The sequence below is a fragment of the Niveispirillum sp. KHB5.9 genome (assembly GCF_048066115.1).
Taxonomy (GTDB): domain Bacteria; phylum Pseudomonadota; class Alphaproteobacteria; order Azospirillales; family Azospirillaceae; genus Niveispirillum.
Genome location: NZ_JBLTYX010000001.1, coordinates 1,072,205 through 1,084,657, shown reverse-complemented (window position 1 = coordinate 1,084,657; position 12,453 = coordinate 1,072,205). Strand labels below are relative to the sequence as shown.

Genomic DNA, 12,453 nt, shown 5'->3' with positions numbered 1-12,453 from the left:
GGGTTCGTTTCCTTTTGAGAAATATCGGTATCGATATTCCCCCCTAGACGAAGCCGATCCACCGCCCCGCGAACGTGACCCCGACCCAAAGCAGAAGCGACAATCCGCCGGCGATCCTGACACCAAAGGGCGGACGCAACGCGTGGTCCCAGTCGCCGATCCTGCGATAGGCGGTGACATGGAAGACCGCCATGTTGATCCCCGCGAGAGCCAGCAGCAGCATCTTGCCCTTGAACGGCCCTTTCCCGACATAATCGGTGGCATGGGCGGCGAACAGCAGCAGCCCTGTGGCCAATGCAAGGGCGAAGGCGCCCCAGGTGAAGGGCAGCATCTCCCGCATCAGTTGCCGGGCACTGCGCCGATGTGCCGGATATCCGACAAGCCGCAGATCGACAATGGCGATGGTACCCAGCACCAGCGTGATGGCGATGACGTGCAGCGTTGCGGTCCAGGGCAGGGCGGCCGCGTTCTCGCGCATGAACTGTGCGACCGGTGACGTCTCGATGGAGTGGAGGATGTCGCTCATGATGCCCCCATCGGCACGGCATAGGCGATGCCATGGCCGCAGATGATCGCGGCGATCCAGATCGCCAGCGATGCCCAGGCCAGCGGTTTGGCCGGCCGGTTCCGCTGCAAGCGCAACGTCACCAGGACGGCGACGCACAGCAGCAGCATCTTCGCCCAGAAGGCCGGGTTGGCGATCAGCCGGTCGGGCCGGCTCACGGCCAGGGCCAAGCCGCTCGACAGCGCCAGGACGAACGCCCCCCACAGCCAGGGCAGGTGCCGCCGCAGCACGGTGCCCAGTTCCACATCGCCGGCCAGGGCGCCGGCAAGGCGCAGATTGCCGACCAGGGCGGAACCGATGATCAGGGTGATGGCGAGCAGATGGACGACCAGCAGGGTCGGGATGATCCAGGGAACCGTGCGGATCGTCAGGCTGAACGGCGTTGCCTGCAGCCAGGCAGCGAATTCCATGCTTTCCTCCCTGCGATGGGGGGATGTCGGGAATGGCGGGAGCGGGTCGGGCGTCGGGCCCGACCCGTGTTGGCCGATCAGAACTTGAAGCCGGCCCGCACGCCGAAGGTGCGCGGGTCGGAGATTTGTGCGGTGCCGTCCGTCATCGCCGGGTAATTGGCCGACAGGGCCACGCTGCCCAGCGTGATGTCATTCTCCAGGTTCTTGGCGAAGGCCTGGATATAGTAGCGATCGCCCGGTGCGTTGTAGGTGGTGGTCACGTCCGTGCGCGTGAAGCTGGGCTGGCGGAAGAAATTGCGCAGCGAGGTGTTGATCAGGTGGTAGCCACCGCTGATCCGCGACCGCGCGCCCAGCACCAGCGAACCTTGGCCCACCGGCAGCGTGTGGTCATAACCCAGCGTCGCCGTCCATTTCGGCGAACGGTCCAGCTGCTCACCCTTCAGGTTGACGCCGGGCGCGACCGCGTAATCCGTGTAGCGTGCGTCAAGCCAAGCCAGTGACAGGTTGAAGCGGTTGCGCGCATCGGGCTGGGCCAGGGCTTCCAGTTCCACGCCGTCGATCTTCGCCTTGCCGGCATTGCTGGTCACCAGGCAGGGCGCCCCGCCGCAATAGGTGGCGGAGATCTGGCTGAGCTGGAGATTGGAATAGTCGTAGTGGAAATAAGCGCCGGTCAGGCGGATCTTGCGGTCGGCCAGGCTGGTCTTCACCCCCACCTCGTACGCCGTCAGCGTTTCGGGCGAATAGAACAGGTCGGTTGCGGGAACCGGGCTGTTGCAGCTCATCTGCCCGGCCAGGCACCCTTCGTTGAAGCCGCCGGCCTTGTAACCGGTGGACACGTTGCCATAGAGCATCGCGTCCGCGGTCAGGTCGTAATCCAGGCCGCTGCGCCAGGTCAGCTTCTTGTAGCTGACCGCGGCATTGTTCAGGGAGTCCCGCTGCCCGCGTGGATTGGTGGTCCCGGGCTGGGTGGCCAGGGTGAAATCCAGCGGGTCGGTGACATTGGCGTGGTTGATGGTGGCGCCGACACGCGACTTGTCATCGCTGGTATGGCGCAGGCCCGCCGTGAACCGAAGCGTATCGGTCACGTTGAACGTCGCCTGCCCGAAAAAGCCCAGGGTCTTGGAGATGGTCGGGTCCTGCGGGAAGCCGTAGACATAGCCGCGCTGGCCCGGCGTGAAGCCGCGGGTGCCGAACAGCAGGAATTCCACCCCCGACTGCTCCCGGAAATAATAGGCGCCACCCTGCGCCAGCAGCCGGTCGGTCTGGTAGGCGAAGCGCAACTCATGGGACTGCTGCTCATAATCGCCCTCGAAGGTCGCCTCCAGGGGCATGCGCACGCCCGGTGGCGGCAGGCCCGGCAGCGCCTGATAAGTCAGGCCGACATAACCGCGCTGCAGCTCGTCACGGGTGAATTCGCGGTAGGAGCCCAGATAGGTGGCGGTCAGGTTCTCCGCGACATCGACCTCCAACTCGCCATGGAGGCCCCAGGTGCTGTTGTCACTGGTCGATTGGCGGTTCTGGGTGAAGCCCAGGGTGCGCAGTTCGCGCGACGATTGGTCGGAAACGCGGACCGGCACGGCGCCGCGCTGTCCGGCGGCGGGGCCGGTGATCGGCATCTGGAAGAAGTTCGACAGGGCCACACCGGTCTGCGGGTTGCCCTTCATCGTGCTGGCATCGCCCTTCACGTAAAGCCGGACGCGCTCGCCGATCTCCGCATTGGCGCCCAGACGGAAGGACAGGTCCTTCTTGCCGGGATCGAGCGAGGCACCGGAGGCCCCCTCATAGAGATAGCTGTCGCGGTAATTGTAGTTGGCGGCGGCACGCACGGCGATATTGTCGTCCAGTGGCACGTTGACCATGGCGGTGGCCTGCACGGTGTCATAGCTGCCATAGGCCAAGTCGCCCGACGCCATGAATTCGCCCTTGGGACGGGCGGAGATCAGGTTGACCAGGCCCGCCGTCGTGTTGCGCCCGTAAAGCGTGCCCTGGGGACCGCGCAGCACCTCCACCCGTTCCAGGTCGAAGAAGCTGACCTCCTGCGCCTGCGGCCGCGCTATATAGACGCCGTCCACCAGGAAGGCGGCCGACGGGTCGCCTTTCTCGCTGTTATCGGTGCTGGAGACGCCGCGGATGGTGATCTGCACGCCGGCACCGTTCACGCGGTCGATGGCCAGGTTCGGCACCGCATCGGCCAGCCGGGTGGCGTCGGTGATGCCCTGGTCGCGCAGATTGTTGGCGCTGACCGCCGAGACGGAGACCGGTGTCTTGGACAGCAGGGTTTCGGCGCGCACGGCGGTGACCACGATCTCCTCCAGCACGAAATCCTGTGCCAGGGCGGCGGGTGCCGACAGGCCGGTCAGCAAGGCGGAACTGGCCAGAAAAAGCTTCTTCATGATTACCTCCCCAAGATTTTTGTTGTATTGGTCGATTATTCACCCAGGAAACGGGTGTTGGGCATGCGCCTGCCCGGCACCGCTGCCGGGGGAACTTCCGGCGGCCGTTCGATGGCATTGGAATGTGTGCGAGGCCCGTTTATACGGGCCGATGCCTAGCTCAGAATGCCGGCCCCGTGCCGGTAGTGCCCGATGCGTTCGCATGGGCGTGGCGGACCAGCCGCGCGACGGTCGAAACCTCTTCCTGGTTGCGGGGTGCGTAGATCATCACCGTGTCCGGCGATACGGTCGGGTAACCGGCCAGCGGATGCGGCTCTGCCCATCCCGCCGCGATGGCGCGGCTGCGCAGCGGTTCGGGCAGGACGGTATGCAGGCTGCCATCATCCTCCAGATGCACATGCGCGAATTCATGGCCCAGGAGGAAGGCCCGCGGCCGTGTCGCCGCCGGACCTTGCCGCAGGTAAAGGCCGATGGTGCCGGGTGGGGCCCGCATGCTGCTGCCAGTTTCCACGCCGGGCAGTGTCGACAGCATCGTCAGCAGTGCCTGGCCCAGTTGCCGGCGGTCCGGCGGGATCTGGTCGATCTGGCTGTGCGGGGCGCGCGGGATGGTTTGGGGCCTTGGGCCGTATCGGGCGGGCAGGATGCCCTCGAAGGTGTCAACAGTCTCCATCTGTTTTGTCCCGGTGGGTTCGGGTGGCGACCTGCCGCCCATGTGTCAACACTTTGCGTCAGTCCGGCAGGATGGCGCATTCCACGCGCCCTCCCGGCAGGCCGCGTACACGGATGGTGACGCTGGTCGGTCCGGCCTGGCCCGCCACGCTCAAGGCAGCGCGGACGGCCTCCAGATAAAGGTTCAACTGCACCGGCAGGTACCGCCGGTCCAGATAGGCCAGGGCCTTGCCGCCGATATCGCCGATCTTCTCCGCCAGGAACAAGCCGGCAGCGGCGGCGTCCCGCCTCTCGCATGCATCCAGCAGGGGCTGGAAACCGTTTTCCAGCGGATAGGGCGGTGGCGTACCCACCACCTGATGCAGGGCACGGAACATGGCCAGGCGGTCCAGCAGATCATCGATCAGTTGCGTGGCATGGCGCCCGCCATGCCGGCACATCGTACCGATGAGCCGGCGGAAGGCCAGGCGGCGGCGCGTGGCCCCGCGCGGGCTTTGCGCTGCTTCCGGTGCCATTTCGATCCGGGTGACGGCACGGCGGATGATGGCCATGTCCGCATCCGTCAGCCGGTCGGCCCCGGCCTGGATGGCCAGCGCGGCATTCAGCGACAACAGCGAGAAGACCTGCTCCAGGTCGTCGATGGAATAGCTGACGACGCGCCCCTGCTGATTGGTCTCCGCCTCGATCAGTCCTTCCTGCTGCAACATGCGCAACGCCTCGCGCACGGGGCCGCGACTGGTCTCGAAATCCAGCGCCAGCTGCACCTGCGACAGGGGCTGCCCGCCCTTCAGTTTGCCGGACAGGATCATCCGCCGCAGGCGGCGATAGACGGCGGAGACATTCTCCCGCGATTGGGGGGTGCGTTCATTCATCATGCGAACCATATTAGCGAAACTTGTCGACAAGGCAATAGCAAACTGTTGACACTTTGATTCTCGTCTGCACATTGTAGCGGCATAAATATCCAAACAGGGAGGATGACATGCCGACGGACGCATTTGCCGTTTGGGCGACGATGGAAGCCCGCCCGGGCCGGGAGGAGGCGGTGCGCGCTTTCCTGACCGAGGCGGCGCGGCGGCTGCGGACGGAACCCGGCACCACCAGCTTTCGCGCCATGGATCTGGGGGAGGGGCGCTTCGCCATTTTCAACACCTTCGTGGATGAGGCGGCTTTCAAGACCCATGTCGGCGGAGAGGTCGCCCGCTGGGTGCAGGATAGCCGCGAGGAGCTGTTCACCGACCCCTATGCCATCACGCTCTGCCGGACCTTTGCCGCCAAAGGGGATGTCGCATGAGCAGCGAGCCGGATTGCGACGTTCTGGTCGTCGGTGCCGGACCCACCGGCCTCATGGCGGCGTGCCTGCTGGTGCGCAGCGGGGTGCGGGTGCGTATCATCGAACGACGGGTGGAACCGACGCGTGAATCCCGCGCGTTTGCGGTGCAGGCCCGTACCCTGGAACTGATGCGGGCGCTGGGGCTGGCGGACCGGTTCCTGGCGCGCGGGGTGATTGCCGGTTCGGTGAATTTGCATGTGGGCGGCCGTTTCCATGGCGGCCTGAATTTCGATCTGGCGCAGGCCGGCGACACGCCCTTTCCCTTCATCCTGATGATCCCGCAGTCGGAGACCGAGGCCCTGCTGATCCAGGATCTGGCGGAGCAGGGCGTGCGGGTGGAACGCGGCCGGGAACTGGGCGGCCTGATGCAGGATGATGACGGCGTCATCGCCCATATCCGCGCCCTGGACGGGGCGGAGACGGAAATCCGCAGTGCCTTCATCATCGGGGCGGACGGATCGCGCAGTGCGGTCCGTGAAGCCACGGGTATTACCTGGGACGGGGAGATGCTGCCGCAGCGTTTCCTGCTGGCCGATTGCAAGGTGGACTGGCCGCTGGACCACCACCGGTTCCGGGTGTTCCTGAACGGCCGGCGCATCGGTCTGTTCCTGCCGCTCTATGGCAGCCAGCTGTCACGCGTCATGGCCACCGATCTTTCCGGCGGTTTCGGCGACGGGGAGGCGTCGCAGCCGCTGCCGCTGGACCTGAAGGAGATGCAGGAGGGCCTGTCGGAAGCCATCAACATGCCGGTCACGCTCAGTGATCCGGTCTGGATCACCCGCTACCGCGCCCATCACCGCTTCGTCGACCGCTATCGGCGGGGCCGGGCCTTCCTGGCCGGCGATGCTGCCCATATCCATTCACCGGCGGGGGGGCAGGGCATGAATACCGGCCTGCAGGATGCCGCCAACCTGGCCTGGAAACTGGCCTCCGTTCTGCGCGGCGGCAACCCTGCCCTGCTGGACACCTATGATGGCGAGCGCAGGCCGGTCGGGGAGAAGGTGGTGAAAAGCACGGGCCGCCTGTTCGCCGCCGCCGCGGGTCAGGCGGGGTTCAAGGCGGCCTTGCGGGACCTGATCCTGCCGCTGGCGCTGAAGATCATTTCCCGCGCGCGGCCCATCCAGACCAAGGCCTTCCGCCGCCTGTCGCAGCGCGACATCGTCTATCCCGCCGGCACGCCGGCCGTTTCCCGCGACGCCGTCGCCTGGAAGGCGGGACCGGTGCCGGGGGCGCGGGCGCCAAACGCCGCCCTGCGGCCGGGACGGGAGGTGTTCGACCTGCTGTCCGGGTACCGGACGGTGGTGCTGGCCCTGTCGCGCAAACCACTGGAAGCGCACCAGGTGGAGCATCTGAAACTCTCCCTGGCCGGGCTGGTGGCGGGACGGCCGCACGTGTCGTTGCATCTGGTGGCCCGCCAGGCCTTCGGCATGGGGGAGGGTGTGGAGTTCACGGCCCTGCCGGACATTTTCGACCGGTATGGTGTCGGCCGGGGTGACGACCAGGCGCTCTACATCATCCGTCCCGACGGTTATGTGGCCTGGCGCAGCCCCAGCTTGAATATCCAGGGGGCCGCGGCCTTCCTGGCGGATGTGGCGTAAACTTTCCGATCTGTTGTGCGGAAACACCGCCGGTCAGGGATGGGCCCAGGCCCATCCTTGACCGGCGGTCTTTTTTGCCCGGAACCATGGACGCAAAAAGAAGCGCCCGCCGTCACCGGCGGGCGCCCAGTCGGGGCAGGAGCTTCCCCGTCCGTCAGAAATTTCCAGGATAGAGGCCGCCATCCATCTGGATGTTCTGACCCGTGATGTAGCCGGCATAGCGTCCGCACAGGAAGGCGCAGGTGGCGCCCAGTTCCTCGGGATCGCCGACGCGGCCGGCCACATGGTTCTTGGTCAAATGCATGGTGATCGCCTTCGAATGACGCAGGCGGTTGGTGTCGAACGGGCCGGGCAGCAGGTTGTTGATGGTCACCCCCTTGCCCGACAGGCTGGGCACCAGCCCCAGCACGAAGCCCGTCAGGCCCGACCGCGCCGCGCTGGACAGGCCGATGACGGGGATCGGCACGCGCACGGAAGACGAGGTGATGTTGACGATGCGGCCATAGCCGCGCTCCGCCATGCCATCCACCGTCAGGCGGATCAATTCCACCGCCGTCAGCAGATTGGCGTCCAGCGCCTTGATCCAGGTGTCGCGGTCCCAATCCCGGAAATCGCCCGGCGGCGGGCCGCCATTATTGTTCACCAGGATGTCGGCCCGGGGTGCGGCCGCCACCAACGCCGCGCGCACCGCCGGGTCGGTGACGTCGCCCACGACTGTGGTCACCGCCACCCCCGGTGCTTCCCGCCTTATGTCGGCGGCAGTGGCCTCCAGCGTCTCTTCCGTGCGCCCATTGATGACGACATCCGCCCCCTCGCGCGCCAGGGCCATGGCACAGGCCCGGCCAAGCCCCTGGCTGGCGGCGCAGATGATGGCGCTCTTGCCCTTCAGTCCCAGATCCATGCTTAGTCCCCCCTTTTCTCAATCGATCTCGTAATTGCGGCCGAAATCGGGGGGTGGCGGGCCGTCGGCCGACCACAGGAACATGCCGTCCTGCTTGGTCCATTCCACGGCCTCCCAGTCGCACTGCGCCGGGATATGGTCCATATCGTAATAGTACTCGCACATGCCGTTCCACGGATCGCGGAAATAGTGGAAGTAGTTGGACCCGATGGCATGGCGACCGGGTCCCCAGGCATGTTTGTAGCCCTTGGATTTCAGCTTCACCGCCGCCAGTTCCGCCTCGTCGATCGACGCCATCTCGAAGCTGGCATGGTGGAAGCCGGGGGCGGGGGAGTTCAAAAAGCCGATGACATGATGGTCGCTGTCGCCGGCCACGCGCAGGAAGGCGCCATATTCGTCCTTCAGCGTGTCCGACACCTTCATGCCCAGCATGTCGCAATAGAAGCCCAGCTTGCGCTTCACATCGGGCGTGAACAGGATCAGATGGCCCAGCCGGCGCGGATTGGTGGGCAACGCCCGCGTCGGACAGCCGCGGGTGCCGGAACGCGGCATCAGGCCGGGGCTGTTGATCACCGGCCCCGGCTCCGGTGCGCGTGTTGCCGGCACGGCCACCTGGATATTCACCAGATGCCCATCGGGATCATGGAACCACAGCCCTTCCGCCGCGCCCGCGAACGGCCGCGGCAGCAGTTCCACGCCGCGCATCCGCAGCCGTCCGGCAATGGCCTCCAGCCCCGCGGCATCGGTGCCGAAGGAGACATGGTGGAAGCGCCGCGACTGCCCGGTCTCGACCAGAAGGATCTGGTCCTGGTCGCGGCCCTTGCAGCGCATGGCCAGATGGTCGGACCGGTTCTCCACCTCAAGACCGAACGCCCCGTAGAAATCGGCACCCGGCGCCAGGTCCGGCACCCCCAGCGCCATATGTTGCAGCGACCTGATCATCTGATCTTCCTCCCCCTTTATCGTTGTACCCGCACCCTTTTCAGGTGCTGAGCCGGCCTGCCAGCCGGGCTACCGTTTCCCCCTGATGGCGGGCCCCCTCCAGCTCGGTTTGCGAGGGAAGGCGCTCGCCCTTCATGCCGCTGACGGTGCTGGACCCATAGGGGGACCCGCCCGTCACCTCATCGATGCGCATCTGTCCCTGGAAGCTGTAGGGCAGGCCGCACACCACCATGCCATGGTGCAGCAGATTGGTGATGATGGAGAAGAGGGTCGTTTCCTGCCCGCCATGCTGGGTGGCGGTGGAGGTGAAGGCGGCCCCGACCTTGCCGCGCAGCGCACCCTGGTACCAGAGCGGGCCCGTACGGTCCCAGAATGCCGCCATCTGGCTGGCGATGCGCCCGAACCGGGTGGGGGAGCCGACGATGATGGCGTCGTAGTCGCCCAGCTCTTCGACCGTGGCGACAGGCGCCTGCTGGTCCAGCTTGAAATGCGCGGCCTTGGCCACGTCTTCCGGTGTGGTCTCCGGCACGCGCTTGACCACGGCCTCGGCCCCGGTGCTGCGGGCACCATCGGCGATCGCCCCGGCCATGGTCTCCATATGGCCATAGGCGGAATAGTAAAGGACGAGAACCTTCGTCATGTCATTGCTCCCTCAGGCCGCGGAAAGGTGACGCGCGGTGGCGATGCCCATGCCGGCGTTCCATTGCGGAATGTCGCGATAGAAGATCTGCTGGTGATCGAAGGGCCCCAGCGCCGCCATGGCGGCATAGGCGGCGACCCAGTTGCGCACCTCATGCCCGCCACAGCCGGCCAGTTGCGTCAGCTCCGCCTCGCCCAGCGCTGCGACGCTGTCGAAATCCAGGGCCGCCATCTGCTCCATGAAGCGGCGGTCCCAGTCGGGGTTCAACGGCGTGGCCCGCCCTTCACCGCGTGCCAGCTTGCGCGCCGTCTCGTAGTTCGCCTGTTCGCGCGCCCGCCGTGCTTCGATCGGCGGGTTGCGGCCGGCAATCAGCATCTCGGCCACCGGAGGTGGGGCGGTGGTGATGCTGGGGATGGGCGGATCGTGCGACAGGCCGCCGGAACCCAGGATCAGCACCCGCTTGTTCAAACTGGCAAGCCAGCGCCCGACTTCCGTCCCCAACCGCCGTACCTGCCGGAACGATGGCAGCGGCGGGCCGGAACAGTTGATATGCACCGGCAGCACCGGATAGCGCCCGATCCCACCGGTCAGCAGCACCAGCAACTGTGCAAACCCATGATCCAGCTGCGCGCGGTAGGACATGGCGGCATCGACATCCGCTCCATGCAGCGCCCGCACGCAAGCCAGCGCCAGATCTTCCGGCACATTGAATGCCGCGCCCCTGTCGCCGATATCGTAATCGCCGATGGCCGTGGCCCGTACGCCCACCGTGAAGGGCGGCAGCATGTCGTAGAAGAAGCCCTTGAAATGGTCGGGTGCGAATTCGACGATCAGCTCGGGATCGAAATCCGCCACCTCCGCCGCCAGTTCCGCGAAATGGCGCCGCACATCGGCGTCCACCAACGGATCGGCATCCACATGGTCCATCAGCGGCGTGTGGGAGGCGCAGATCATGCGCACATTGGGGGACATGGGGCCTCCTCCGTTCAGGCCGCGGACCGGCTGGCCGCCGGTGCGTAGGGCGCCAGGAAATCCAGGTGTAGACGGTTGAACGCGTCCGCCTTCTCCCACTGCGGCCAGTGGGCGCAATCATCCATGATCACCAGCCGCGCGTCGGGAATGGCGCGGGCGAAACGCTCGCCCGTGGCCACCGGGGCGGTCGGGTCATGGTCGGTCCAGATCACCAGGGTCGGGGCGGTGATGCGCGACAGGCTCTCGTCGGTCAGCACATTGCGCATCCGGATCTCCATGTTCTGGAGGCAGAGGATATGTTCCATGGCGCGCAGGAAACCCGGCTGGGTGTAGATGGCCAGCCGCAGTTCCACCAGATCATCGGTCACCCGCTTGGGATCGTGCATCAGCCATTCCAGCCGGGCGCGCACCGTGGCCGGGCTGGCCTCTGCCACCGCCTTCATGGTGACGTTGTAGACGCGTTGCATCACGGCCGGATCGGTGTTCAGCCCGCCGGCGGTGTTCAGCGTCAGGGTGGCCACCCGGTCGGGATGGTCGATGGCGAACTGTGCCGCGATCCAGCCGCCCAGCGATTCCCCGTGCACATGGATGCGTGCCAGGCCCAGCGCGTCGCAGAAATCCAGCAGGTGCCGCACATAATGCCGGATCTCGTAATCATGGTCGGGCTTGTCGCTATAGCCATGGCCGATCATGTCCAGGGCGATGGTGCGGTGCTGCTCGGCATGGGGCAGCAGGTTGCGCGTGAATGCCTCCAGATGCCCGCCCGTGCCGGGAATGAAGACCACCGCCTCATCGGCGCCGGCATCACCCGCCTCCACATAGCGCGTCCGGATCGGCCCCGCCTGGACATAGCCCAGCCGGATGCTGCCGCGTGCGATCTCAGGCCAAAGATGCATGTTTTCCTCCCGTCATTTGTTACACGCTAGCATGCTAGTTTTGATGTGATTTGTCACGCGGGTTTTTCGGGGGAGGAGGGGATAGAGATAAGAGATGCTAAATTATATATACAAAACAATCATATAATGCCCATTCCGTCATCCCGGCGAAAGCCGGGACCCAGGGGCCACAGGAGCAATCCTCTCGGTAGCGTCGATCGACGTGGTGGAGAGGTTGGGCGCTTGACCCCTGGGTCCCGGCTTTCGCCGGGATGACGGAATGGGCAGATTTATGCGGTGATTCGTCGACTTACCCGTCGTCATCCCAAACTTCCATGTTGCATCCTAGCACTCCAACTTGATACGGATTCTTAAAACCGCATGCGCCCGAGGGGAAGCCGCCGTGAACAAGAAGGACGAGGTCTACGAGCTGCTGGTCGGCCGGCTGGTCGAGGCGCAGTACACGTTCGGCCAGAAACTGTCGGTCAAGGATGTGGCCGCCGACACCGGTGCCAGCCGGCAGCCGATCATGGCGGCGCTCAACCGGCTCTCCGCGGAGGGGTTCGTGCGCATCATTCCCCAGGTCGGGTGCGAGGTGGTGAATCCCGATCGCAACCAGATCGCCGATTTCTACCTGATGTTCGAGCGGATGGAAGGCCTGCTCGCCGAGTTGGCGGCTGCACGCCGGACCGAGGCGCAGATGAAGGAATTGCGCGACATCCAGGCCCGCATACGCGCCATCGACTTCGCCCTGCCGGAATCGGCGCGGGCCTATCTGGACCTGAACCGTGCCTTCCACCAGCTGATCCATGACATGGCCCAATCCCCCTTCGTGGATGAGCGGCAGAGCAGCAACTTCAACATGTCGGATTTCTTCATCAACCAGGCCGTCGGCTTCTCCGCCTTCATGGGCGGTGCCGCGCAGGAGCATGAGGAGATCGTGGAGGCCATCGAGACCAAGTCCCCCTCGCGCGCCCGTACGCTCTCGGAAAACCACATTGCCGGTGTGGCCTCCTCCGTGGCCGCCGGCCTGCGCGCCAAGTGGGCGCGATAATCATTCGATTCCCGAACTGACATGCTTGCATGCTAGTTCGGGATATGTAAAAGTATCCCCATCCTGACGTTGGGAAGGTCACAAGACCCTGTCCCCACAAC

At 65.6% G+C, this 12,453-nt stretch carries 13 protein-coding genes; 3 read left to right on the top strand and 10 right to left on the bottom strand.

What is annotated here, in order from left to right; genetic code table 11:
* Positions 1 to 43 precede the first annotated feature (43 nt).
* The 5 genes from ACM9HJ_RS04425 to ACM9HJ_RS04405 form a co-directional block, all read right to left on the bottom strand.
* Positions 44 to 526, bottom strand: coding sequence for a DUF6644 family protein (locus tag ACM9HJ_RS04425; protein WP_416570478.1), 483 nt, complete (start codon positions 524 to 526; stop codon positions 44 to 46).
* Positions 523 to 975 (bottom strand): DUF6644 family protein, encoded by a 453-nt coding sequence (locus tag ACM9HJ_RS04420; protein ID WP_416570477.1) that lies wholly within the window; start codon positions 973 to 975, stop codon positions 523 to 525. Before ACM9HJ_RS04420 ends, ACM9HJ_RS04425 begins: the two co-directional genes overlap by 4 nt.
* A gap of 77 nt (positions 976 to 1,052) precedes the next feature.
* Entirely contained in the window at positions 1,053 to 3,368 is a 2,316-nt protein-coding gene (locus ACM9HJ_RS04415; RefSeq protein WP_416570476.1) for a TonB-dependent receptor, read from the bottom strand.
* Between the two features lie 160 nt (positions 3,369 to 3,528).
* Complete coding sequence (locus tag ACM9HJ_RS04410) at positions 3,529 to 4,038, bottom strand: luciferase family protein (RefSeq protein ID WP_416570475.1); 510 nt, start codon at positions 4,036 to 4,038, stop codon at positions 3,529 to 3,531.
* Between the two features lie 58 nt (positions 4,039 to 4,096).
* A complete protein-coding gene (locus ACM9HJ_RS04405; RefSeq protein ID WP_416570474.1) occupies positions 4,097 to 4,909 on the bottom strand; it encodes a GntR family transcriptional regulator in 813 nt (270 codons plus the stop codon).
* 110 nt (positions 4,910 to 5,019) lie between these two features.
* Here ACM9HJ_RS04405 and ACM9HJ_RS04400 point away from each other — a divergent pair, with 110 nt between their 5' ends.
* Both ACM9HJ_RS04400 and ACM9HJ_RS04395 read left to right on the top strand, forming a co-directional pair.
* On the top strand, positions 5,020 to 5,331 hold the full coding sequence (locus ACM9HJ_RS04400; protein WP_416570473.1) for a putative quinol monooxygenase: 312 nt from the start codon (positions 5,020 to 5,022) through the stop codon (positions 5,329 to 5,331).
* On the top strand, positions 5,328 to 6,968 hold the full coding sequence (locus ACM9HJ_RS04395) for an FAD-dependent monooxygenase (RefSeq protein ID WP_416570472.1): 1,641 nt from the start codon (positions 5,328 to 5,330) through the stop codon (positions 6,966 to 6,968). The genes ACM9HJ_RS04400 and ACM9HJ_RS04395 overlap by 4 nt, the downstream gene beginning before the upstream one ends.
* Before the next feature lie 154 nt (positions 6,969 to 7,122).
* Here the strand turns inward: ACM9HJ_RS04395 and ACM9HJ_RS04390 are convergent, their stop codons facing one another.
* The 5 genes from ACM9HJ_RS04390 to ACM9HJ_RS04370 are packed head-to-tail and all read right to left on the bottom strand — an operon-like array spanning position 7,123 to position 11,319.
* A complete protein-coding gene (locus ACM9HJ_RS04390; protein ID WP_416570471.1) occupies positions 7,123 to 7,869 on the bottom strand; it encodes an SDR family oxidoreductase in 747 nt (248 codons plus the stop codon).
* 18 nt (positions 7,870 to 7,887) lie between these two features.
* Complete coding sequence (locus ACM9HJ_RS04385) at positions 7,888 to 8,811, bottom strand: VOC family protein (protein ID WP_416570470.1); 924 nt, start codon at positions 8,809 to 8,811, stop codon at positions 7,888 to 7,890.
* A gap of 40 nt (positions 8,812 to 8,851) precedes the next feature.
* A complete protein-coding gene (gene wrbA, locus ACM9HJ_RS04380) occupies positions 8,852 to 9,451 on the bottom strand; it encodes an NAD(P)H:quinone oxidoreductase (RefSeq protein ID WP_416570469.1) in 600 nt (199 codons plus the stop codon).
* A gap of 12 nt (positions 9,452 to 9,463) precedes the next feature.
* Positions 9,464 to 10,423, bottom strand: a complete 960-nt coding sequence (locus ACM9HJ_RS04375) for a 3-carboxyethylcatechol 2,3-dioxygenase (protein ID WP_416570468.1) — start codon at positions 10,421 to 10,423, stop codon at positions 9,464 to 9,466.
* A gap of 14 nt (positions 10,424 to 10,437) precedes the next feature.
* Positions 10,438 to 11,319: an alpha/beta fold hydrolase gene (locus ACM9HJ_RS04370; RefSeq protein ID WP_416570467.1), complete on the bottom strand. Its 882-nt coding sequence runs from the start codon at positions 11,317 to 11,319 to the stop codon at positions 10,438 to 10,440.
* Between the two features lie 382 nt (positions 11,320 to 11,701).
* On the opposite strand from ACM9HJ_RS04370, the gene ACM9HJ_RS04365 reads away from it, so the two are divergent.
* A complete protein-coding gene (locus tag ACM9HJ_RS04365) occupies positions 11,702 to 12,352 on the top strand; it encodes a GntR family transcriptional regulator (protein WP_416570466.1) in 651 nt (216 codons plus the stop codon).
* Positions 12,353 to 12,453: the final 101 nt, after the last annotated feature.